The 22,609-nt window shown below is 67.6% G+C and carries 14 protein-coding genes; 6 read left to right on the forward strand and 8 right to left on the reverse strand.

Annotated features, from left to right (window positions below; translation table 11 throughout):
- Nucleotides 1–14: 14 nt before the first annotated feature.
- Both pks13 and ACVT6V_RS04785 read left to right on the forward strand, forming a co-directional pair.
- Nucleotides 15–5,483, forward strand: coding sequence for a polyketide synthase Pks13 (gene pks13, locus ACVT6V_RS04780; protein ID WP_489898669.1), 5,469 nt, complete (start codon nt 15–17; stop codon nt 5,481–5,483).
- Nucleotides 5,484–5,514: 31 nt separating this feature from the next.
- Nucleotides 5,515–7,074 (forward strand): acyl-CoA carboxylase subunit beta, encoded by a 1,560-nt coding sequence (locus ACVT6V_RS04785; RefSeq protein ID WP_489900706.1) that lies wholly within the window; start codon nt 5,515–5,517, stop codon nt 7,072–7,074.
- Nucleotides 7,075–7,130: 56 nt separating this feature from the next.
- Here the strand turns inward: ACVT6V_RS04785 and ACVT6V_RS04790 are convergent, their stop codons facing one another.
- From ACVT6V_RS04790 to ACVT6V_RS04810, 5 genes are all read right to left on the reverse strand, one after another.
- Complete coding sequence (locus ACVT6V_RS04790) at nt 7,131–8,360, reverse strand: DICT sensory domain-containing protein (protein WP_489898670.1); 1,230 nt, start codon at nt 8,358–8,360, stop codon at nt 7,131–7,133.
- A 77-nt stretch (nt 8,361–8,437) separates the two neighbouring features.
- Nucleotides 8,438–8,677: a hypothetical protein gene (locus ACVT6V_RS04795; protein ID WP_489898671.1), complete on the reverse strand. Its 240-nt coding sequence runs from the start codon at nt 8,675–8,677 to the stop codon at nt 8,438–8,440.
- A gap of 11 nt (nt 8,678–8,688) precedes the next feature.
- The gene (locus ACVT6V_RS04800) at nt 8,689–9,237 is read right to left on the reverse strand and encodes a Dps family protein (protein ID WP_489898672.1); all 549 of its coding nucleotides are present in this window, start codon (nt 9,235–9,237) and stop codon (nt 8,689–8,691) included.
- A gap of 112 nt (nt 9,238–9,349) precedes the next feature.
- Complete coding sequence (locus ACVT6V_RS04805) at nt 9,350–10,072, reverse strand: VIT1/CCC1 transporter family protein (protein ID WP_489898673.1); 723 nt, start codon at nt 10,070–10,072, stop codon at nt 9,350–9,352.
- A gap of 120 nt (nt 10,073–10,192) precedes the next feature.
- The gene (locus tag ACVT6V_RS04810; RefSeq protein ID WP_489898674.1) at nt 10,193–12,529 is read right to left on the reverse strand and encodes a transketolase-like TK C-terminal-containing protein; all 2,337 of its coding nucleotides are present in this window, start codon (nt 12,527–12,529) and stop codon (nt 10,193–10,195) included.
- 277 nt (nt 12,530–12,806) lie between these two features.
- On the opposite strand from ACVT6V_RS04810, the gene ACVT6V_RS04815 reads away from it, so the two are divergent.
- The 4 genes from ACVT6V_RS04815 (at nt 12,807) to ACVT6V_RS04830 (ending at nt 14,697) form a co-directional block, all read left to right on the forward strand.
- The gene (locus ACVT6V_RS04815) at nt 12,807–13,286 is read left to right on the forward strand and encodes an Lrp/AsnC family transcriptional regulator (RefSeq protein ID WP_489898675.1); all 480 of its coding nucleotides are present in this window, start codon (nt 12,807–12,809) and stop codon (nt 13,284–13,286) included.
- A gap of 101 nt (nt 13,287–13,387) precedes the next feature.
- The gene (locus ACVT6V_RS04820; protein ID WP_489898676.1) at nt 13,388–13,633 is read left to right on the forward strand and encodes a FitA-like ribbon-helix-helix domain-containing protein; all 246 of its coding nucleotides are present in this window, start codon (nt 13,388–13,390) and stop codon (nt 13,631–13,633) included.
- Complete coding sequence (locus ACVT6V_RS04825) at nt 13,620–14,024, forward strand: type II toxin-antitoxin system VapC family toxin (RefSeq protein WP_489898677.1); 405 nt, start codon at nt 13,620–13,622, stop codon at nt 14,022–14,024. The genes ACVT6V_RS04820 and ACVT6V_RS04825 overlap by 14 nt, the downstream gene beginning before the upstream one ends.
- A 202-nt stretch (nt 14,025–14,226) precedes the next feature.
- A complete protein-coding gene (locus ACVT6V_RS04830) occupies nt 14,227–14,697 on the forward strand; it encodes a DUF2231 domain-containing protein (RefSeq protein WP_489898678.1) in 471 nt (156 codons plus the stop codon).
- Nucleotides 14,698–14,735: 38 nt separating this feature from the next.
- On the opposite strand, the gene ACVT6V_RS04835 is transcribed toward ACVT6V_RS04830, so the two are convergent.
- From ACVT6V_RS04835 to ACVT6V_RS04845, 3 genes are all read right to left on the reverse strand, one after another.
- The gene (locus tag ACVT6V_RS04835; RefSeq protein WP_489898679.1) at nt 14,736–15,659 is read right to left on the reverse strand and encodes an oxygenase MpaB family protein; all 924 of its coding nucleotides are present in this window, start codon (nt 15,657–15,659) and stop codon (nt 14,736–14,738) included.
- Nucleotides 15,660–15,835: 176 nt separating this feature from the next.
- Nucleotides 15,836–19,042: an arabinosyltransferase domain-containing protein gene (locus ACVT6V_RS04840; RefSeq protein ID WP_489900707.1), complete on the reverse strand. Its 3,207-nt coding sequence runs from the start codon at nt 19,040–19,042 to the stop codon at nt 15,836–15,838.
- 112 nt (nt 19,043–19,154) lie between these two features.
- Nucleotides 19,155–22,508, reverse strand: a complete 3,354-nt coding sequence (locus ACVT6V_RS04845) for an arabinosyltransferase domain-containing protein (RefSeq protein WP_489898680.1) — start codon at nt 22,506–22,508, stop codon at nt 19,155–19,157.
- Nucleotides 22,509–22,609 lie beyond the last annotated feature (101 nt).

A 22,609-nucleotide genomic window follows, 5' to 3' on the forward strand; every position in this document is an offset into this window, starting at 1 on the left:
GTAGTCTGGAAGCGATGTCTGAACTGAATACCGAAGAGTCCACCAACCCCACCGCCGGAACCGCCGGGGAGACAGCCGGCGATCTGACCGTCGCCGAGTTGCGTGACTGGCTACGTTCCTGGGTGTCGGAGGCCACCGGTATCCCGGCTGATCAGATCTCCGACGACCGGCCGATGGAGGAGTTCGGGCTGTCGTCCCGGGACGCGGTGGCACTGGCCGCCGACGTCGAGGACAAGACCGGCGTCATCCTCACCGCGACGGCCGCCTACAACCACCCGACCATCGCGATGCTGGCGAAGCGGATCATCGAGGGCGATCCCGACGAGGGCCTCGACGACGGTGCGGACACCTTCTGGCAGCGTGACCGCAGCGCCGACGACGACATCGCCATCGTCGGTCTGGCGACCCGCTTCCCGAAGGCCGGGGCGACGCCGGAGTCGACCTGGGATGCGCTGATCGGCGGTGTCGACGGCATCACCGATCTGCCCGACGACCGTTGGACCGAGTTCCGGTCGGACCCGCGGATCGCCGAGATCATCGAGTCGTCGAACGTCCGGGGTGGCTACCTCGACGACGTGAAGGGCTTCGATGCCGACTTCTTCCAGATGAGTCCGCGCGAGGTCGAGATGGTCGACCCGCAGCAGCGTCTCGCTCTCGAGTTGACCTGGGAGGCGCTCGAGCACGCCCACATCCCCGCGAGTGACCTCAAGGGCGGTCCGGTCGGGGTGTTCATCGGAACCTCGACCAACGACTATCAGATGCTCGCGACGCTCGGACTGGGCGAGGGCGCCCAGGAGACCGCCGCATACGCGTTGACCGGTACGGCCACCTCCATCGTCGCCAACCGGGTCTCCTACTTCTTCGACTTCCACGGCCCGTCGATCGCCATCGACACCGCATGCTCGTCGTCGCTGGTGGCGGTCCATCAGGCGGTGCGCAGCCTGCGTTCGGGTGAGACCGAGGTCGCGCTCGCCGGCGGCGTCAACATGATCATCACCCCGGCTGTCACGCTCGGCTTCGACAACGTCGGCGCACAGGCCTCTGACGGCCACATCAAGGCGTTCTCCGCCGACGCCGACGGCATGATCCGCGCCGAGGGTGGCGGACTCGTGGTGCTCAAGCGGATGGCCGACGCCCGACGTGACGGTGACGATGTGCTTGCCGTGATCGCCGGCTCCGCGGTGAACTCCGACGGCCGCTCCAACGGTCTGTTCGCGCCCAACCCGGAAGCCCAGGTGGAGGTGCTGCGCGACGCGTACACCGACGCCGCGATCGACCCGCGCACCGTCGACTACATCGAGGCGCACGGCACCGGCACGATCCTCGGCGACCCGATCGAGGCCGACGCGCTCGGCCGGGTGGTCGGCCGCGGTCGCGTCGTCGGCGCACCCGCGCTGCTCGGCTCCGCGAAGACCAATTTCGGGCACATGGAGTCCGCGGCCGGCGCCGGTGCACTGGCCAAGGTCGTGTTGTCGATGCAACACGACAAGATCCCCGCGTCGCTGAACTATTCGGGCCCCAACCCCTACATCCAGTTCGACGCCACCGGACTCAAGGTGGTGGCCGAGGCCGCCGACTGGCCGCGCTACTCCGGGAACGCCATCGCCGGCGTCTCCGGTTTCGGCTTCGGCGGCACCAACGCCCACGTCGTCGTGCGTGAGGTGTTGCCGTCGGATCTGGATCCCTCCGCCCCTGCCGCTGGTGCAGTGGCCGCGAACGACCCTTCCGCTGGTGCAGTGGCCGCGAACTCCCCTTCCGCTGGTCGAGTAGGCCGCGACGAAGGAGCGACCGTATCGAGACCCGCCGAGCCCACCGACGACCCCGACCTCGATCTCGACGACGACGAGTACCTCACCGAGGCCGAGCGTGCGATCCTCGCCGCGCAGGCCAAGCAGGACGATGCTCCCGCAGAGGAGGTCGTGACCGACCCGGCCGCCGGTTTCGCCCCGTGCGCCGCCGAGGGTTCCGTGGTGCCGCTGGTGATCTCCGGCTTCCTGCCGTCGCGGCGTCGCAAGGCCGCCGCGGACCTGCTGGAGTGGCTGGAATCCGATGCCGGACAAGCCACTCCGCTCGCCGACATCGGGCGGTCACTGGCGCATCGCAACCACGGCCGGTCACGGTCGGTGGTGATGGCACGCACCCACGAGGACGCGATCACCGGTGTCCGCGCGATCGCCGACGGCAAGAGCAATCCGCTGGTGTACGTGGCGGATTCGCCCGACGCGGCATCCGCCGTGTGGCTGCTGTCCGGCTTCGGCTCGCAGCACCGCAAGATGGCCAAGCAGCTCTACACCGAGAACCCGGTGTTCGCCAAGTACGTCGACCGAGTCGACGAGTACGTGCAGAACGAGCTCGGCTACTCGATCGCCGAGATGTTCGTCGACGACGAGCAGACCTACGGCATCGAGACCAGTCAGGTCGGCATCTACACCATCCAGGTCGCACTCGCCGACACCCTGCGGCACTTCGGCGCCGAACCCGGTGTGCTGGTGCCGCATTCGATGGGTGAGGCGTCGGCCGCCTACATCAGTGGCGGCCTGACGCTGGAAGACGCCACCCGGGTGATCTGCCAGCGCTCGCGTCTGATGGGCGAGGGCGAGTCGATGCTGCAAGGCGACGACATCCGCCTGATGGCGCTGGTCGAGTACAGCGCCGAGGACATCAACGACGTCCTCGCCGATTATCCCGACTTGGAGATCTGCGTCTACGCGGCACCGACGCACACCGTGATCGGCGGGCCGGAGTCCCAGGTCGACGCGATCGTCGCGCGTGCGGAGGAAGAGGGCAAGCTCGGTCGCAAACTGCAGACCAAGGGCGCCAGCCACACCTCGCAGATGGACCCGCTGCTCGGCGAACTCGCCTACGAGCTCACCGGAATCGAGCCACTGAAACCGACCGTCGGTCTCTACAGCTCCGTCGACCGCGAGACGTTCTACCGTCCCGGACACGAGCCGGTGCACACCATCGACTACTTCACCAAGGGCCTGCGGCACAGCGTCTGGTTCAGCCAGGCCATCGCCAAGTCGGTGGAGAACGGGCACCGCACGTTCCTCGAGCTGTCGCCGAACCCAGCCGTGCTCATCTCTGTTGCCGCGGTGACCTTCTCGGCCGGCCTGCACGACGCCGAGCTGATCGAGACCCTGCGTCGCAAGGAGGACGAGAGCTTCGGTCTCGTCAACGCCCTGATGAAGCTCTACGTGCACGGACATCCGGTCAACGTCGGATCATTGTTCGGCACAGGCGATTTCGGCGACATCCCGCGTACCCGGTTCGACCGCAAGGAGTTCTGGCTCAAGGCGGAGCTGTCGTCGGGTGGATCGAACGGCAAGGTGCCCGGCTCTCATGTCGCACTTCCCGACGGTCGCCACGCCTGGGAGGTCAACGCCTCCGCGGTCACCGATGCCCGTGAGCTGATCCGTGCCGCGGCGGCGCAGGTGATGGCCGACGTGTCGGTGGGCGCGGTCGTCACCCACGGCGAGACGCCGTCGTCGGGCACCCTGACGACCACGTTGAGCCCGCACCCCGGGGGTGCGTCGGTGACCGTGCACGTCAAGCAGGACAAGAACTTCCGGTTGCTCGTGGAAGCAGTGGTGGTCGGCGGCGCGGTTCCCGTCGAATCGCCGGCTCCGACGGCAGCGGCCGATCAGGTCTCCCCGGCGGCCGTCTTCGCCGACGACAAGGTCGTCACCGAGGACGAGGTCGTCGACGACATCGGCAACACGTGGGACCCGGAGTCCGGTGAGTCGGTGGAGGATCGGCTCGCCACCATCGTCGGTGAGTCGATGGGATACGACCCGGAGGACCTGCCGCGCGAGATCCCCCTGATCGAGCTGGGACTCGACTCGCTGATGGCGGTCCGGATCAAGAACCGGGTCGAGTTCGAGTTCGACATCCCGCAGTTGCAACTGCAGGCGATGCGCCAGGCGAACCTCGCCGACGTGGTCAAGTTCGTCACCTACGCGGTCGAGCATCGTGACGAGGTGGCCCAACTCGCCCAGGGCGCCGAGGGGCAGGGCGATCTCGACACCGCCGCGCTCAACGCGCTGATCGACGCGGAGAACTCGAAGCCGGCGCAGGAGACCCTTCGTGACGCTCGCGAGCTCGCTCCTCAGGGAGCGGGGGACGTCGAGGAAGCGTCCATTTCCGCTGGTCGAGTAGAGACGAGCGGCAGCGAGGAAGCGTCCGTTTCCGCTGGTCGGGTTGAGACGAGCGGCAGCGGGGAAGCGTCCATTTCCGCTGGTCGGGTTGAGACGAGCGGCAGCGAGGAAGCGTCCATTTCCGCTGGTCGAGTAGAGACGAGCGGCAGCGAGGAGCGTATCGAGACCCCCGCTGCCGACACCGATCTGAGTTCGCAGCAGGCCGTCGCCGACGCGACGGGCTCCGACGTCCCGCCGCGCGACGCGGCCGAACGGCTGACCTTCGGTGTGTACGCGGTCGTCACCAAGAAGTCCGCGGGCGGCGTTTTCAACAAGCTGCCCGTCCTGGAAGAGGACGTGGCGCAACAGCTCACCGATCGGCTGAACGAGCGCACCGGCGGCGACATCGACTTCGAGGACATCCTCGATTCGGAGTCCATCGAGGAGATGTCGAACTACGTCCGCGAGTTCCTCGACGCCGGTGCCGACACCGACGGGTTCATCCGCTATCTGCGCCTGGTCGACGGCAAGAAGAGCTATGACGCCGCCGCGGGCGATCCGATCCCGGCCCTGCTGTTCCATCCGGCCGGCGGTAACACCGCGGCGTACGAGGCCCTTCTGAAACGCCTTCCTGAAGATCAGCCGGTCATCGGCTTCGATCGGGTCGAGGGCACCATCGAAGAGCGTGTGCGGCAGTACATGCCGCGCCTGCGTGAGATCCAGCCGCACGGGCCGTATGTCCTGATCGGGTGGTCGCTCGGCGGCGCGCTGGCCTACGGCTGCGCACAGGTGCTGCGCGAGGCGGGCGAGGAGGTCAGCTTCGTCGGGTTGATCGACGTGGTGCGCCCGTCCGAGCCGGTCGTCGAGACACCGGACACCAAGCGTGCGCGGTTGGAGCGCTGGCGCGATTTCGCCGTCAAGACCTACGATCTCGACGACGATGTCCCGATCCCGATGGATCGGCTGGTGGAGGCCGACGACGAAGGCCAGTTCCAGATCATCATGGAGATGATGTCGATGTCGGGCACCAAGATCCCCGGCGGCATCATCGAGCATCAGCGCACGTCGTTCCTCGACAACCGTGCCCTCACCAACATCGAACCGACGGCCTATGACGGCAAGGTGATCCTCTACCGCGCTGACAAGATGCACGACGGCGCAATCGAGTTGGAGCCGCAGTGGGCCAAGATCGACGAGGACGGCCGATGGGGTGAGGTCGTGGAGGATCTCGAGATCATCCACATTGGCGGTGACCATCTCTCGATCGTCGACGAACCGTACATCGGCAAGATCGGTGCCGACCTCACCCGGCGGCTCGGCGATGTCCGGGCGCGGACTCAGCAGTAGAAGTATCGAAAGCGAGCGAGGCGTGACTGAGATGATTGCCCAATCGGGCACGACTGCGGACAAATTGGCGGATCTGCGCGAGAAGCTGGAGTCCGCGAAGGAACCCGGCGGCGAGAAGGCGATCGCCAAGCGTGAGGTCAAGGGCATCTGTTCGCCGCGTGAACGCCTGACGATGCTGTTCGATCCCGGCACGTTCGTCGAGATCGGTGCGCTGGCGAAGATGCCCGGCGCGGCCAACTCGGGTTACGGCGACGGTGTGGTCACCGGGCACGGACTCGTGTACGGCCGCCCGGTCGCCGCGTTCTCACACGATCAGACGGTGTTCGGCGGAACCGTCGGAGAGATGTTCGGCCGCAAGGTGTCCGCACTGATGGAGTGGGCCGGCAAGATCGGTTGCCCGATGGTCGGCATCAACGACTCGGCCGGTGCCCGCATCCAGGACGCGGTGACCTCGCTCGCCTGGTACGCCGAGATGGGGCGCCGTAACGATCTTCTCTCCGGCTTGGCTCCGCAGGTCTCGGTGATCCTCGGAAAGTGTGCGGGCGGTGCGGTGTACACGCCGGCCAACACCGACATCCTGGTGGCCGTCGAGGACAAGAGCTACATGTTCGTGACCGGTCCGGACGTGCTCAAGCAGGTCAACGGTGAGGAGATCTCCGCCGAGGATCTCGGTAGCGCCCACAATCAGGCCCGGTGGGGCAACATCCACCACGTCGCTCCGGACGAGAAGTCGGCGTTCACCTGGGTGCGGGAGTACCTGCAGTACATGCCGTCGAGCGCGTATGAGAAGCCGCCGGTGGTCAATCCCGGCCTCGAGCCCGAGATCACCGAGTCGGATCTGTCGCTCAACCACTTCATGCCAGACAACGACAACGCCGGCTACGACATGCACGACATCATCATCAAGTTGTTCGACGACGGCGACTTCCACGAGGTGGCCGAGCTGTTCGCGCCGAACATCCTCACCGGCTACGCGCGGGTCGACGGCCGCTCGGTCGGTGTGGTCGCCAATCAGCCGAATGTGATGTCGGGCGTGCTCGACACCGATTCGTCCGAGAAGGCAACGCGTTTCGTCCGCACCTGCAATGCCTTCGGGATTCCGCTGGTCTTCCTGGTGGACACGCCGGGCATCCTCCCGGGTCTCGCCGAGGAGCAGAAGGGGACGATCCGTCGGTCGGGCCGGTTCCTGTTCGCCTACGTCGAGGCAGACGTGCCGAAGGTGACCGTGGTGCTGCGCAAGGCCTACGGCGGGGCGTATGCGGTGATGGGCTGCAAGCAGCTCGGCGCCGACATCAACTTCGCCTGGCCCACCGCGAAGATCGCGGTGATGGGTGCGGAGTCGGCGGCCGCGGTGTTGACCCGCCGCCAGACCGAGGGGATGTCGGCCTACGACGCCGACAAGGTCCGCCGTGACTTCATCGATTTCTACAACACCAACATGGCGACGCCGTACCTGGCTGCCGAGCGTGGCTACATCGACGCGGTGATCGAGCCGGCCGAGACCCGCCTGCAGCTCCGAAAGGCGTTGGCGCAGTTGCGGGACAAGCAGGTCCTGCGTACCCCGCGCAAGCATTTCCTGATGCCGATCTGAGTGGAGTGGGCCGCACTCGGCCGCCCACGCTTTTCACGGACGCTCGGCCGAGCGCGTCAGTCGAACCGCATCAGGATCGAGTGCACCGCCTGCGTGACGGTCAGCCGGTCATAGCTCTGCACGAAGTCGAAGGTGCGGTCGAGATCGTCTGCGCCGGTGTGCAGATCACGAGCCGACAGCAGCGCCGCGAAGTGCGGCCCCAGTACCGCGACGTTCCACTCGTTGACGAGGTCGTCGTCGGGGCGCAGAGGTGCCCGGTGCACGTTGCCGTCGCGGACGTCGGCCAGCCCGACTCCGTACACGCCTGCGAGTCCGGTGCTCTCCGACATCACCCGCCAGCGGTCGGCCGTCCGCGCGGTGAAGTGCCGCGCGTGCTGGAAGGTCCCCAGCACGATGGAGGCGCCACCGATGGCCGCCTGATGTTCGAGCGCCTTGCTCATCTCGATGAGCAGACGCTTGTCGCCGAGGCGCGGTGCCAACGAGACCGACGCGATGGCGTACGGCGTCTGCTGATCCGGTGGCGGAGTGGACCACACCGGCATGTCCGGCATCGGCACGATGGTGGCCGTCGGTAGCGAGGCCGGGTTCTCGACGGCGGGATACAGACCGCCGATCCCGAACGACGCGCCCATCGTCAAGGCGGTGATCCGTCGGGACTCGTCGTCGACGCCCTCGGCGATGACCACCGCCTGACTGCGCTCGGTGTGCGCGGCCAGCGTGTGCGCCAGCCGCGCGGAATCCTGGTTGGCGGTCCGATCGAGCAGATCGGCGGAGGTCACGATGATGTCCGGTTCGATCAGCGTGAGGAGGGTCGCAGCGTGATCGGTGCTGGTGAGTCCGTCGACGCAGATGATCTTCCCGGCCGCCCGGGCCTTCGCCACCCGCGCGAGCGTGCGTTGCGGACTGCGGGTGACCGCACTGGGCAGCACCACCATGACGTGCCGCTCGAGTGCGTCCACGGTGTCGTTGCCGAGTTGGTCGAGCAGATCGAGGTCCAGACCGACCAGCAGGGGCAGGATCTTGGCCACCGACTGCGCGCGCGGCGACCGCGCCAGCTGCTGACGGCGATTGTCGAGGACGTGATGCTGCTCCATCAGCCGCGCGGCGCGGCGCAACGCGTCCGCGGTGCCCAGCCGGGTCCCGGTGGGGCCACGCAGCTGTAGTTCGACCGCGGCCAGCGCTCCATCGCTCAACCGGCACACCGGCGCGAACTGCATGTGGAGCTCCAGATCCTCGAACAGGGTGAACCCGTCCTCGGTCGAGGTCTGCCCGGATTCGGGTGTCATGCCGTCACAACGGTCATCGGGCGCCTCCCGTCGGAACTGCAGAAAGCTCCGGATCGAACTGGGAGGATGCGACTACTTCACATCCTGGTCAAGGCGAACATGCTGCCTGCGGCCAGGATAACAAAGGTCAGGACCAATCCCAGGGCGAGCCAGACCCCCAGGAGTGGCACAGCGACCAGCAGGGACCACACCGTGAGGGCGCCGGCCAGGAAGAGTCCCGACAGATCGACGTGGTCTGGCACGTCGTCGACCTCCGCCCGGACCGGCGATGTGCTGGGTTGCCGGTCCGGTGCGCCGACGGCGGGAGGGATGGTCATCGTCGGTGGTCTCAGTCGGCGTCGCGAGCGGCGGCGGCCGCCCCGGCCTCACTGGTCTGGCCGGCGTTCGCGAGTTCGCCGGAGTAGCTCTCCAGGTGGGCGCGCACGAACCACTGGAACTTCTCGAGTTCCGCCGTCTGCCCGATGAGGATGTCCTCGGTGATCGCGTCGAGCTCACCGACCTTCTCGATGGCGTCGCGGTGCGAGGTGATGAACCCGGCGTAGACGAGGTCGAGGGCACCGAGGTGGGCCTGGGCGGTGTCGCGCCCGATGGAGTAGTCGCTCCACGAGCGATCGGCCTCGATCGCCTTGGCGGTGCCGCGGGGTGATGATCCCAGGGTCGCGATGCGTTCGGCCACCGTGTCGGCGTAGCCGCGGACCAGCTCGACCTGGGGATCGATCATCTCGTGCACACCGATGAAGTTGGCGCCCACGACATTCCAGTGGATGTGTTTGAGCGTCAAGTGCAGGTCGTTGAGCGCGCTGAGGCGTTCCTGCAGACACGTGGCGACCGTGGTCGCCGATTCGGCGGACAATCCGGGTGCGGTGAATGTGGTCATGCCTCCGACGCTAGGGGCGGTGGGACCCGGTACGCCGGTCCGCGCCGCGCATGGCAATCCAACCGAGACCATCCATCACGAAACGGTAACGGCGTGGTTGTCGCGGGCCGGTTCAGGCGACCGTGTGGCCGACGAGCCGTCCGATGGCAAACGTCACCACCATCGCCAGCGCGCCGCCGATCACCACCCGCAACATCGGTCGCCACGGTCGTGACCCGCCGAGCGCGGCACCCGTGGCGCCGGTGAGGGCGAGCGCCACGAGAACCGCGACGAAGGTGACCGGAATCCGCCACGACGACGGGGGAGCCAGGATGGCGATCAGCGGCAGCAGGGCACCCAGCGTGAACGACACCGCCGACGACAGCGCCGCCTGCCACGGGTTGGTGAGTTCGTGGGGATCGATCCCCAGTTCCGCCTCGGCGTGGGCCTCGAACGCGTCGTGTTCGGTCAGCTCACTCGCGACGCGGCAGGCGGTGTCGTGGCGCAGGCCCTTGGCCTCGTAGATGCCGACGAGTTCGTCGAACTCCGCGTCCGGTTGCTCGCGCAGTTCGCGACGCTCCTTGGCGAGCAGGGACTGCTCGGTGTCGCGTTGTGTGCTGACGGAGACGTACTCCCCCAAGGCCATCGACACCGCGCCGGCCGCCAGGCCGGCGATGCCCGCGGTGAAGATCGGTCCGCGATCGACTGTTGCGGCCGCCACGCCCACGACAATGCCCGCGGTGGAGACGATTCCGTCGTTGGCGCCGAGCACGCCGGCGCGCAACCAATTGAGCCGGTTGGCCAGCGAACCGGTGTGGGGCTCGCCGCTGTGCCGGTGCTCGTGATCGACGCTCATGGGTCAACTCAACTGTGGCGGGAACGTTCTCGCAAGCAAGGGAACCGTTGCCTTACCGGTCTGGCGGTTCGGCAACTGCCTTACCGGTGTGGCGGTTCGGCAACGGTTCGACCCCTGCTCTCAGCCGGCCAGATCCAGGGCGGCACGCACGATGCTGTCGGTGTCGATGCCGTGATGCCGGTACACGTCGTCGAGAGAGCCGACCTGGCCGAAATGGCTGACGCCCAACGCCGCTCCGGTGACTCCGTGGATTCCGGTCAGGAATGCCAGCGTGTGCGGGTGACCGTCGAGGACGGTGACCATCGGTGTCGCACGGTCGGCGGGGAACGCCTGATCGAGAATCCACGACGGCGCGTCGGCCAATCCGCGGCGTGCCTGCAGCGCCTCGAACAGCAGGCCCGCACTCGTGACGCAGACCACATCGGCGGGTATGTCCTGGGCGGCCAGACGGTCTGCGGCCGCGAGGGTCTCGGTCATCAGGGCTCCCATGCCCACCAGCGTGACCACCGGGTGGGGGACGCGGCGCACCGGATACGCCCCGGCCACCACCTGACGGCGCCGGCGTTCGCGTGCCGCGGGGTCCTCGGGCACCGCGGCGAGCGTCTGATCGACCGGCCGTGTGGACAGCCGCAGGTACGACGAGCTCCCGTCGGGGCGTCCGAGTAGGCGCATCGCCGCGAGCAGGGTCCATTCGGTGTCGATGACGAATGCGGGTTCATAACTCACACAACCGGGTTGCTCGAGACCGATCGACGGGGTGGTGATGGACTGATGCGCCCCGCCCTCGGCGGCCAGGGTGACACCGGACGGTGTGCCGACCAGGATCGACTGGCCGCCGGCGTAGATGCCGTAGGACCACGGCTCGAGGGCGCGTTCCACGAACGGGTCGTACATCACGCCGATCGGGAACAGTGGCTGCCCCCAACGGCTCCAGGTGGCACCGAGCTCGCCCATCAGGCCGACGAGATTGGTCTCGGCGATGCCCAGTTCCATGTGTTGACCGGTCGGCTTCTCCCGCCAGTGCATGATCGTCTCGGCGTCGTCGTCGAACCAGTTGCGACGTTCGGCCGGTGACCAGACCTCCACCTTGTTGAGCCATCCGGCCAGGTTGGTGGTGGAGCTGACGTCGGGGCTGACGGTGACAACGCGCCGGGCGGCTTCGGGTGCGTCCCGGGTGAGCGCGAGTAGCGCGCGGCCCAGGGCTGCCTGGGTGGTCGACGTGCCGGCCGGTGTCCGGCCCAGATCCTCGGGAACCGCCGGTGGTGAATGGGGTTCGATGGGCTCACGCGTGAGCCGCCTGGCCGCGTCGGCACACAGGCGTCCGGCATCGCTGTCGGGGGAGAACCGCGTCCACGGACGATCGGCGTCCATGCCCATTCCCGTTGCGAGCTCACCGAACTGCTCGACGGTCAGCAGCGATGAATGGTTCTGCGGGTGTCCCTGCGTGGGCAGCCCGTGGCCCTTGATCGTATAAGCGATGATGACCGTCGGGCGGGTGTCGTCGATCTGTGCGTACGCCTGGCGCAACGCTTCGAGGTCGTGTCCGCCGAGGTTGCGGATCGCCCGGGTCAGGGTGGCGTCGTCGAGGTCGCCGACGAGTGCCGCGATCTCCGGTGCGGATTCGCCGTCGCCCGGGATGCGCTCCCGCAATTCTGTTGCGGTGCAGCGAAGTAGACGCTGGTACTCCGGATTGGGCATCTGCAGGATGCGTTCGCGCAGTGCGGATCCGCCCGGTCGGGTGAACAGCGCCTCGAGCAGGGCACCGAATTTGACGGTGATCACCTGCCAGCCCGCGGCGCCGAACATGCCCTCCAACCGGCCGGCCGCGATGTTCGGCACCACCCGATCCAGGGACTGTCGATTGAGGTCGACAATCCAGACGATCTCGCCGAGGTCGCGCACCGTCGGGTCCAGGATCGCCTCCCACACGGCACCCTCGTCGAGCTCGGCGTCACCGACCAACGAGTACTGCCGGCCCTTGCCGGTGGAGGAGATCGTGGCATCCACGTAACGCCGGGCGATGGCGCCCCAGATCGGGGCGGTGGCACCGATGCCGACCGAGCCGGTGGAGTAGTCCGCCGGATCCGGATCTTTGGTCCGACTGGGGTAGGACTGCAGTCCGCCGAATTCACGCAGGGTCGTCAGGTAGCGCTCGTCGAGTTCGCCGAGCAGATAATTGATGGCGTGCAGGACCGGGGATGCGTGGGGTTTGACCGACACCCGGTCGCCGGAGCGTAGATGCTCGAACCACAGCGAGGTCATGATCGACACGATCGACGCACACGACGCCTGATGGCCCCCGACCTTCAATCCGGTCGGGTTGGGGCGAACGCGGTTGGCGTGATGGATGATCGCGGTCGAGAGCCACAGCACCCGCTCCTCGATGTCGAGGAGCGCCTCGGATGTGGGCTCGCCCGCGTGTAAGGGGATGACCTTGGCGGTCTGTGGTGCGTTCATCGGAGAATGCGTCCTTGCTCGTGGTCTCGGTGCACTGCCTGGGCTCCTGGCCCCGACCCACAGGACGTGAGCGGCGATCGTCGTGCGAACTGCGGACCGGAATGTGATCCGGTCCGGGCGGTTGCCGGGGCGGGTTGGCCCCGGCAACGCTGGCGAGCTTCTGTGTGCAGAACTCGACTCTCAGTCGACCACCGGCGCACTATTCACGCAATGCTCGCGCGCAAGATTGCGCAATGTGCTCATCTGTGGAGGGGTGTCGTATGGGATGGTTGGCACTATGCTCACCCCGGATCGTTCCCCTGTCGTCGACAGCATCGACGGCCGCATCCTCGTGGCACTGACCGACGACCCGCGGGCCACCGTCGTGGCGATCGCCGAGGCGACCGGCCTGTCGCGCAACACTGTGCAGGCGCGGCTGACGAAACTCGAAGAGCGCGGCGCGCTGCGGTCGTTCGAACGCCGTATCGATCCGGCGGCGCTCGGGTATCCGCTGACCGCGTTCATCCTCACCAATGTCACCCAGAGTCAACTGACGCCGATCGCGGACGCGCTGAGCGAGGTTGCCGAGGTCGTCGAGGTACACGGTCTGAGTGGGGTGAGTGACCTGCTCGTGCACGTGGTGGCCCGAGATGCCGACGATCTGTACCGCGTCGCCGGAAGGATCCTGGATATTCCCGGCGTCACCCGGACCACCACGGCGCTGGTGATGCGCAAGCTCGTCGACTATCGCATCACCGATCTGTTGAATCGGCGGTAGCCTCCCGATCCCTGAGGTCCAGGGGCCGGGTGGGCGACCCTCCGCTGGCGGAAAAGCATTCTGACCAGCGATCATGCAGATTCGCATGATAACATTCATGCATGCCTAAGACGGTGCAGATCCGGGACATCGACGACGCCGTGTATGCGGCGTTGGCGCGTCGGGCCGCGGACGAGGGGATCAGCGTTCCGGAACTGCTCAGACGCGAAGCCACCCGGTTGGCATCCCGCCCGTCGGTCGCGCAGTGGTTGCGACGCACCGGGCGTCGGCAGTCGCAGATCTCGACAGCTGAGGCTCTGCAAGCGCTGGACGAGTGGCGAGGGCAATGGCCGGATGCTGATCGTTGACGCGTCGTGTCTCTTCGAGGTGGTTGCCGACACGGCGATGGCGGCTGAGATCGGCGCTCGACTCTCCGACGATCCTGACCACGCGGCGCCAGAGGTCATCGACGTCGAGGTACTCGGAGTGATTCGCGCACAGTATCTTCGCGGGCGTCTGGACCGCACTGCCGCAGCTCTCGCGGTCGACGATCTCCGCGACTGGCCAGGCGAGCGACATTCGCACCGATGGATGCTGAACAGAGTGTGGGACCTTCGTGACTCAGTGCGTGGCTGGGACGCGTTCTATGTCACGCTCGCGGAGGCAATGGATGCCACGCTGATCACGATGGATGCACGTCTGGCGCGCGCCCATGGGCCGCAGTGCCGGATCGAGGTGATCGGGTCCGGCGGAGGGTGAGAGGCATCGCCGCACAAAACGATCGACCTTCGCCAGGGGCGTGACCGCGAACGTCGGCAGGCGCCGTCAGGTCCGTCTGTCTGCCGGTCGCTGGTGCTGTGACTCATCGAGGCGGTCGGTGGTTGCCGCTCGTAGGTAAACATTGGCGTACCGGATGCCCGATTTCAGCAGCGTTTAAGGTGCGACCGCATACGGTGCGCGCGTGGACACTATCAACGGGATACCGGCTCATCCCCTCTTCGTGCATTTCGTCGTCGTGGCGGTCCCGGTCACCGCGCTGATGGCCATCGTCGCGGTCGTGTGGCCGCGTGCCCGTGCTCATCTGGGGATCGCGCCCATGATCCTCGCGCTGCTCACGTTGATCGCGGTCCCGATCACGACGTCGGCCGGTGAGTCACTGGAGAGTTCGATGGGCGCTTCGTCGCCCGCGATCGAGCACCATGCCGAGTTGGGGGACAAGCTGATCCTGGTGGTGGGTCCGCTCTTCGGACTGGTGGCGCTGTGGTGGCTGTTGTTCAGCCCGTGGGTGCTGTCCCGGGTGTCGCTGGGTGAAGGCGCACTGCGGATCTCCCGGATCGTGGTCGGCGCGTTGACCGTGGTCGTCGCCGTGCTGGCGATCGTGATGGTCGTCCTCGTCGGGCACAGCGGCTCGGACGCCGTGTGGGGCAGGTAGTCGGCCGGACAGTCACGGAGCAGCCGCAGGCCGGCCGGTCAGAACACCCGCAGACCCAACCGGCGACGGAGCCGCATGTCGAGCAGGTAGGTCAACAGCAACCCGCGCATTGCCCGGCCGACTGCGGGATCGACCACCCGGGCCAGCCGCAACGTGCGCTCGTAGCGTGAGTCGTCGGCGGCACTCCACCGCCAGTGCATCATCGTGCGGAACTCCGGTGGCAGGCCGGCCTTGATGAGGTAGTTCATCGGCCGCCCGAAGACCTTGTGCGCGACCGCCCCTGCCGCCCCCAACCGATACTCCAGGAACGACAGATCCGAGAGCTGTTGAAGGAGTTCACGAACCGGTGGGTCGATCGTCATCGAACCCACCTGCTCGTGCCAGTAGCATTCGAGTTCGCGATAGCCGGCCGGCCACTGCTCGGCCCGGACGTTCAACGTCGTTCCCAGCCATCGGGCATCGTCGACGATGCGGTCTCGTTCGGCCGGGCTCAACGGACCGTACAGCAGCTCGTACTGGTCGATGAAGTACTTCATCAGGCATACGGCCACCCACAGTTGGAGACGGGAGTCGTTGGCGCTGTAGGAGACCGGACTCTGCCGTGTGGAGTACACGAGATCGTGGATGCGCTTGAGCTCGTCGTGCACGAAGGCGCGGTCGTCGGCGTCGCCGAGCAACGCTACCGCGAGGAAGGTGCCGGTGGTGCGGCTGCGCTTGATCGGATGCTTCACGGCGCTTCCGGAATCGACCCGGCTCTCCACCACACCGTGGCCGACCTTGGGATTGGCGAGCTGCATGATCACGTTCGCACCGGCGATCGTGGGCCCGAGCCCGGTCACGAGATCGCCGGTGCGGCGGATGCGTCGACGATGCCGCGCGCGGCGGACGTCGGCGACATGGGGGTGCTGGTAGGGACTCTGCGCACCGGAGATCGTCACGTCATCGCGTTCGCCGATCGTCATCGCAACACTCCTCCACGCTGAGGCGTCTGACGTCAGGCTACCGTGCCAACTCACAGCGCAGCGCCGAAATCGTGGGCGGCGCGAATCGTCTCCGAAAACCGCCCTGCAGCGACGTTCCGGCGGCGAATCGCCGCCGAGCACTCGCTGCTGGGTGGTTTCCAGGCTGCGGGGCCGGTTCAGTACCCGCTAGACCGCATCGGGGCGGGATCGTAGAGGCCGGAGCGACGGGCGGTGCCGAGGTCGAGTTGTGCGGGCGGTGCCGGATTGATCTCGGTGAAGCGTTGCAGCCCACCCCAGTCGCGACCCCAGTTGTTACGCAGGTAGGTCGGCAACAGGGTCGGCTTGAGCATCGCCTCGGTGATGCCCAACGGCCCACCGGCCTTGCCCGACATCCACGTCTGACTGTTCTTCCGCGTGGCTTCGGCGTCGGGCATGATGCGCCACTTCGGCACCTGCAGCACACCGTTGACGACCTTCATGGGCTGCTGGCACGGGAAGACCATGCCGGGCAGCCAGTCGATGAAGACCGGATCGGTGGTGCCGACGACGTCATTGAGCGTGCGGAGTTCGCTGACCCGCGGCGGGGTGATGGCCACCCACTCCGACGGAGCGCCCGCGGTGTCGCGGACCTGCACGCGCACCACATCGGCCTTCGGCGGGGCGTCGGCCAGCGGGTAGCGCAGGTTGCGCCAGATCGGCACCTCACCGATGTCGATCGGCGACATCATGCCGACCGGCGTGACGCGACCGTCGGGCCCGGTGCGGCCGAACTGCACGGTGACCTGTTGCCCGGAGTGCTCCACGCCGAGTCCGTCGACCGCCTGCACCGAGCCGGCGACGGCGATCGTCAGCAACGGTGCGTCGGCGTTGCGTGCCGGCAGCTGATACCAGTCGGTGGTGAGCGATCCGGTCCCGGTCAGGGAGCGATAGCTGCCGAGCACGGGGGTGTCCGCGGGATTCAGCCCGAACGGCAGGCCCACGGTGGAGCCGTTGACGCCACGCGCGCCCTGTCCGCCCTCGGTGCCGCCCTGTGCTGATTCGCTGGTCTCGGTGGACGCGTCCGCACCGGCACCGGACTGCGCGGTGTTCTGCGCGGAGGTGGTGGCGGTGTCCTGTTCTTCGGTGGAATCGATGGACAGTCGGTTCGGCACCCCGTTGGGGGTGAAGCCGACCGGATCGGTCGAACCGGCCAGCGCGGCGGAAATGGTCGGTGCGGGTTTGCCGTTCACCGCGGCCGGTGTCAGCAGCCCGGTGTTCGGGTCCGCCTCCACCAGCACGTCGTCGGCCAGAGCGCATTCGTTGCCGGTCAGGGCGCGCGCATTCGACTTGAGCCACGACCAACTGTCGCGTTGCTCGTAGGCGCCCTTGGCGAACGAGGCCACCATGAAGATCACCACGAGCGCGGAGATCACCGGCAGCGGCGAGAACTTCAGCCTCGACAACGGTCCGGAACCGCCGGTCGTGCGGGTCTGTTCGTCGACGTAGTCGTCGCGGAAATGGAACCACAGACCCACGAGTGCGGTGATCACCGCGACCGCGAGGATGACCCAGCCCACCTTGATCCCGGCGATCGACGGTGGGCGGTCCCACCACGGGATGCCGAAACTGCCGACGAACCACCATCCGTTGGTGCCGGTGAACGAGATCGCGGTGATCGCGAGAACCGCTGCGGCGAAGAAGGTCCGGTTGCGCCGCGAGCGCAGGATCGCCGGGGCCATCATGGCTCCGGCCGCCGCGGCGAGACCGCCCGCGATACCCGCGTACACGCCGAAATGGTGCGTCCACTTGGTCGGGGTGAACGCGATGAAGAACATCGTGCCGAGGGTCACCGCGATCAGCCGCCAGATCGGCGCCCGGGCAACACCGTTGGGGTGCTCGCGACGCAGCAGGCGAAGCAGCACCACCACCAGGCACAGAATCATGATCAGCACGCCGTACCGGCGCGCCAGCGTGCCGTCGGCGGTCGGCAGCATCAGGTAGTAGTAGCGCACCGGCTCCTGCCACCACTCCAGGGTGGGACCGACGTCGCTGGCCACCTTGTTTCCGGTGATCAGCGCCATGAGCGGCTGGTCGAGGAAGATCTGGTAGAGCACGGCGGTTCCGGCGGCCAGTACCGGCGCGAGCATGGGCAACAGCCCGTCCCGCTTGCGGCGTGACACCAGGGTCTTGACCACCGGACGCACTCCGGCCAGGAGCGCGGCCACGGCCATCAGACCGCCCGGGGCGAGCGCGAGGGTGAACGCCGCAGCCACGACTGCGATCGCGTACGGCAGCATTCGTCGGGTGGCGATGGCGCGCTCCACGCAACACCACGTGAGCAGGGCGCCCACCGCTTCGGCGGGCTCGGGGCGAAGTCCGTTGTTGTAGGGCAACCAGATCGCGAGGAAGACGAACGCCGCCGACCATACGGCGGGGGTGCTGTGGCGGACGGCGCGGCCGAGGCGGGGGATCACCTCACGGCTGATCAGCCACCAGCCGAGCAGGCCGAGCAGGAAGGCGGGCAGACGCATCCAGGGCGCGGCGAGGCTCACGTGGGTCATCGCGGCGATGACCTGGAAGTGCCAGCCGAACGGGTCCTGCGGCACGCCGAAGTAGCGGAAATAGTTGTCCGCGTAGCCCGCGTCGCCCGTGATCCGGCCGACGGTGAAGTTGTATCCGTCGTCGGAGGTGTTGGCCCCGCCGATCCACCAGAACGCGAGGATCAGGAAGACCGCGACGTCGGGTCCGCGGATGGTCCACCATCCGGTCGGCAGAAAACGCTTGTGCCGTCGGCCGTCCCGATGATCGAGCACACCGAGGGCGACGAGCGAGAGGATCGTCATGATGATGCCGATGATGATCACGGCCAGTTTCAGCGGCGTCGGTGAGCTGACATACCTGGTGTCGATCGTGGCGTGCAGGGAGAGTCCGTCGCGCGGCGCGGACTCCGGCAGGTCGGTGTAGATGCCGACGATCTGCGGCCGCATCTCCTGATCCGGCGCCCGGAAGGAGTGCAGGCCATCGCCCGGCTGGTCGACGAAGCGGGCGGTCACGCCCTCGCCGTCCGCGTGGAACACGATGCGGCAGTCCGGATTCGACTGGGCCGGGCCGCGCGGCGAGTTCAGGATCACCACGTCGCGGTCGGAAACCGTCAGGGCGTCACCGGTCGCCCGGATCATGAGCGCGCGGGCCGCCGCGTCCTGGCCGCCCTCCGGGATCGTCGACAGCAGCATGCCGCCGTCGGCGGGCAGCTCGCGCGCCAGCGAACACGGCACCGACACGTCCATGTTGATCGGCACATAGGACACCAAGGGCGCGGCGACATCGGAGACGCCATCGCCCTGCGGCCAGTTCAGCTCGGCGGTCGACTGATTCACCGGCAACAGCGGCGTGAGGATCGCCATCAGAAAACCGAGCAGACCCGCGACGACCGCGACGATCTTCGCCGCTCGGTAACTCCGGTGCGGTGGCGGACTCTCCACGGGCGCAGCGCCGTCCGGCACGTCGGTCGGTGTGTCAGTCGTCATTGGATTGTGGCTCCACCCTGATCGAGCCGGTGCGTGACCAGCCCCATTGTGTCGTCTGCGCTGTGTTCACCCGCACCGCGGCCGCATCCGGCTCCAGAGGTGTCAACCGTTCCAGCGCACCCCATTCCCGCGTCCAGTCGTCCTTGAGATAGGTCGGCACCGCCTGCGCCGACGTCGTCGATTCGGAGATGGACAGCAGGCCGCCGTCCGCGCCGGCCTGCCACGTCTTCGACTGCGAGTTGGTCAGCGGGTAGTCGGGCATGATGCGCCACTGCGGCACCTCCGCGACACCGTTGGTGATGTGCAGGGGCCGCTGACACGGGAAGTGCGCCGCGACGATGAAGTCGATCACCGTCGGTGACTGCGATCCGACGACCTCCTGCAGGGTCTGCAGTCGAGGCGCCCGCGGCGGGGTGATGCCGATGAACTGATCCTTGCCGAGATTGTTGTCCTGCAATGACAGCCGCATGACCGTCGCCCTCGGCGGGGCAGAACTCATCGGGACGCGCAGATTCCGCCACGGGCGATTGGTGATGACCGGTCCGGGATCGATCGGCAGCACATCCGGTCCGAGCTGGCTGAACGAACCGTCCGCGGCGGGCCGACCGAACTGCACCACGAGTTTCTGCCCGAAGTTGCGGACGCCGAACGTGTCGATCGTCGAGATGGCGCCGGCCGCGCTGAACACCAGCAACGGGGATCCGGCACGGACCGCGGGCAGCCGGTACCAGCCGGTGGTCAGGCGCGCCTCACCCGGATATCCGTAGCTGCCGAGCACCGGGGTGGTCGAGGGATCGAGCCCATAGGGCAGGGCGGCGGTGGAGCCGTTGACGGTGCGCGGCCCCTGGCCCCCCGTGGTGCCCGCGCCGAGGCCACCGGTGATGGCGAACGGTTTGGAGAAGCTCGCCGACACGTTCATCTGTCCGGGCCGCTGATTGCCGGGATCGGGCGACAGGTCGTCGGGGATGCCATTCGGGGTGAACCCGACCGGATCGGTGCCGCTGCCGGCGCCGTCGAGGGCCGCCGACACCGACTCCCCGCTCGCCGGGGTCAACATGCCCTCATTCGGGTCCGGTTCCACCAGTACCCGATCGGCCATGCCGCAGCTGTTGCCACGCAGCGTGTTGACGTTCTCGGCGAACACCGTCGTCGCCGGGTACCGGGTCACCGCGGCCTTGGCGAACACGAGCAGTTCGGCCACCACCATCAGACCCGCGACGACGGCGATCGGTGACGACGCCAGGAACAGCCGGCGACGGTCGGCCCGGCTCTCTCCCGGTTCGCCGGTCACATGGGAGAGTCCCTTGTTCTCGACGTAGTCCAGTCGGAGGTGCTGCCAGACGGCGATGGCGGCCGTGATCACCGCGAGGATGAGGAACAACGTCGACACCGGGTGGCCGGCGAGCACCGGTGCGCGGTCGAACCAGGAGATGCCGTACTCGTAGCCGAACGGCCAGGCGTTGTACCCGGCCATGGCCGCCGCGAGAGCGAAGAACAGCCCGGAGATGAACACGGTGAGGTTGCGTGCGGACAACGCCGCCGACTGTGCCACCGCCAGCGTGGCCGTGGCGGCGACGGCTGCGGCCAGTCCGGCGAAGATGCCGAACTGGATCGTCCACTTGGTGGGCGTGAAGGCCAGCAACAGCATGGTCACACCGATCGACCCGATCAGCCGCCAGGTCGGCCCGGGATCGACGCCACGCAACCGGGTCCGCCGCAGCATCACCGCGACCGTCACGATCAGGCCGGCGAGCAGCAGCAACACCGGGACGCGGCGGGTGAGCGCACCGTCGTCGGTGGTCACCGAGATGAAGTAGTAGCGCAGGTACTCCTGATGCCAGCTGATCACCGGGCCGACCTGATAGCGGATCTTCATCGCCTCGAGCACGGTGGCCAGCGTCTGGTCGCGGAACACGACGACGAGCACGAGCAGGCCGGCCGCGGTCATCGGCGCCAGCAGCGCCAGGATGCCCGACTCGCGTCGACGAGCCAGCAGGATGCGCAGCAACGGTCGCGCCGACACCAGCAGGATGGCGACGGCGATGACGCCCTGCGGGGCCAATGCGAGCGTGAAGCCTGCTGCGATGGCGGCCAGCGCCGCGGGCAGCAGACGCCGGGTCGCGATGGCCCGCTCGGCCGCCCACCAGGTGAGCATCGAGCCCAGGACGATCATCGTCTCACTGCGCAGGCCGCTGTTGAACGGGAGCCAGAACGCGAGGAACACCAGCGCCGCGGCCCACATGGCCCAGGCATTGCGGCGGACACCGGCGCCCAGTCGTGGCAGCAGCACCCGGCTCAGCACGAACCACGACGCCAGCCCGGCCACCAGCGGCGGGATGTGCATCCAGAGCAGGGACGGGGAGATCGACGACCAGTGGGCCAGGAAGCTGTAGTACCAGTCGAACGGCGCCTCGGGGATGCCGTACCAGCGGTAGTAGTCGGCGAGATAGCCCGACGAGTCGGCGGTGCGGCCCATGTTCAGGATGTAGCCGTCGTCGGCGGTGCCAGCGCCGAGCAGTGTCCAGATCAGCAGGACTCCGGTGACCGCGATGTCGGTGGGACGGGGAATCAGGATGCGCCGGCCGGACCCGGTCCGCGGCCCGATCCGCCGGTGATAGCCGTGCAGGCGGTCCAACAGCCAGAGCGCGACGAGAGCGAGGAGCACGGCGATCACCGCGAGCAGCATCACGATGAGTTTCAGGACCGTCGGCGAGCTGACGTAGCGGTTGTCGATCTGGACATGCATCCGTAAGCCCTGGCTCGCCGCCGCGGTGACCTGCGCAGCGGTGAGCTCCGAGAAGATGCCGTCGACCTGCGGCCGCTTGTCCGGCGGCAGGACGGTGCGCTGCCCCAGCCCGACGAACTGTGCGCCCGGACCCGAGGGTGCCGAGAAGATGTGCAGCTCGCGGCACCCCGACAGCTGATCGCGGGAGGCGCTGGCCGCCACCGAGTTGCGGAACGAGACCGACACCGTGTCACGGGTGGCGGTGACATACAGCGCCGACGACCTGCTCTTGGGCGCATCGGTCGGCATGGTCGTGAGGATCTGGGCGCCGTCGGCGGGCAGCGCGCCCAGCACGCTGCAGGGAATGTGGGCGTCCAGCGATTCCGGTGTCTGGGCGATCAGCGGCGCGACGACCGACGACGAATCGCCGGACAGTGTCTGTCCCTGCGGCCAGTCGAAGGACGCATCGGTCGAGTCGACCGGCAGGAAAGGGGTGATCACGCACAGGACGGCCCCCACGATCCCGGCGACCACGGCGATCGTCCGGGCGGTGCCTTCGGACACCCTTGCGGTCGGCTTCGCTGCGTCAGGCGCAGCTGGCGGGGCTGTCACAGGCACGATGTCTGATGCTAAGCGACTTACCTGAGAGTACCTAGTCGCGCGCCACACCGGCCGAAACCGGGCTGCGACGCGGCCCACCTCCCACCTTCTATTAGGGT

The organism is Gordonia sp. LMA167 (assembly GCF_058130025.1).

What these genes read in the sequence shown, in the direction of transcription:
- pks13 (WP_489898669.1), top strand. Translation starts at nt 15, where the DNA reads ATGTCTGAACTGAATACCGAAGAGTCCACCAACCCCACCGCCGGAACC.
- ACVT6V_RS04785 (WP_489900706.1), top strand. Translation starts at nt 5,515, where the DNA reads ATGATTGCCCAATCGGGCACGACTGCGGACAAATTGGCGGATCTGCGC.
- ACVT6V_RS04790 (WP_489898670.1), bottom strand. Translation starts at nt 8,360, where the DNA reads ATGACACCCGAATCCGGGCAGACCTCGACCGAGGACGGGTTCACCCTG.
- ACVT6V_RS04795 (WP_489898671.1), bottom strand. Translation starts at nt 8,677, where the DNA reads ATGACCATCCCTCCCGCCGTCGGCGCACCGGACCGGCAACCCAGCACA.
- ACVT6V_RS04800 (WP_489898672.1), bottom strand. Translation starts at nt 9,237, where the DNA reads ATGACCACATTCACCGCACCCGGATTGTCCGCCGAATCGGCGACCACG.
- ACVT6V_RS04805 (WP_489898673.1), bottom strand. Translation starts at nt 10,072, where the DNA reads ATGAGCGTCGATCACGAGCACCGGCACAGCGGCGAGCCCCACACCGGT.
- ACVT6V_RS04810 (WP_489898674.1), bottom strand. Translation starts at nt 12,529, where the DNA reads ATGAACGCACCACAGACCGCCAAGGTCATCCCCTTACACGCGGGCGAG.
- ACVT6V_RS04815 (WP_489898675.1), top strand. Translation starts at nt 12,807, where the DNA reads ATGCTCACCCCGGATCGTTCCCCTGTCGTCGACAGCATCGACGGCCGC.
- ACVT6V_RS04820 (WP_489898676.1), top strand. Translation starts at nt 13,388, where the DNA reads ATGCCTAAGACGGTGCAGATCCGGGACATCGACGACGCCGTGTATGCG.
- ACVT6V_RS04825 (WP_489898677.1), top strand. Translation starts at nt 13,620, where the DNA reads ATGCTGATCGTTGACGCGTCGTGTCTCTTCGAGGTGGTTGCCGACACG.
- ACVT6V_RS04835 (WP_489898679.1), bottom strand. Translation starts at nt 15,659, where the DNA reads ATGACGATCGGCGAACGCGATGACGTGACGATCTCCGGTGCGCAGAGT.
- ACVT6V_RS04840 (WP_489900707.1), bottom strand. Translation starts at nt 19,042, where the DNA reads ATGGCGATCCTCACGCCGCTGTTGCCGGTGAATCAGTCGACCGCCGAG.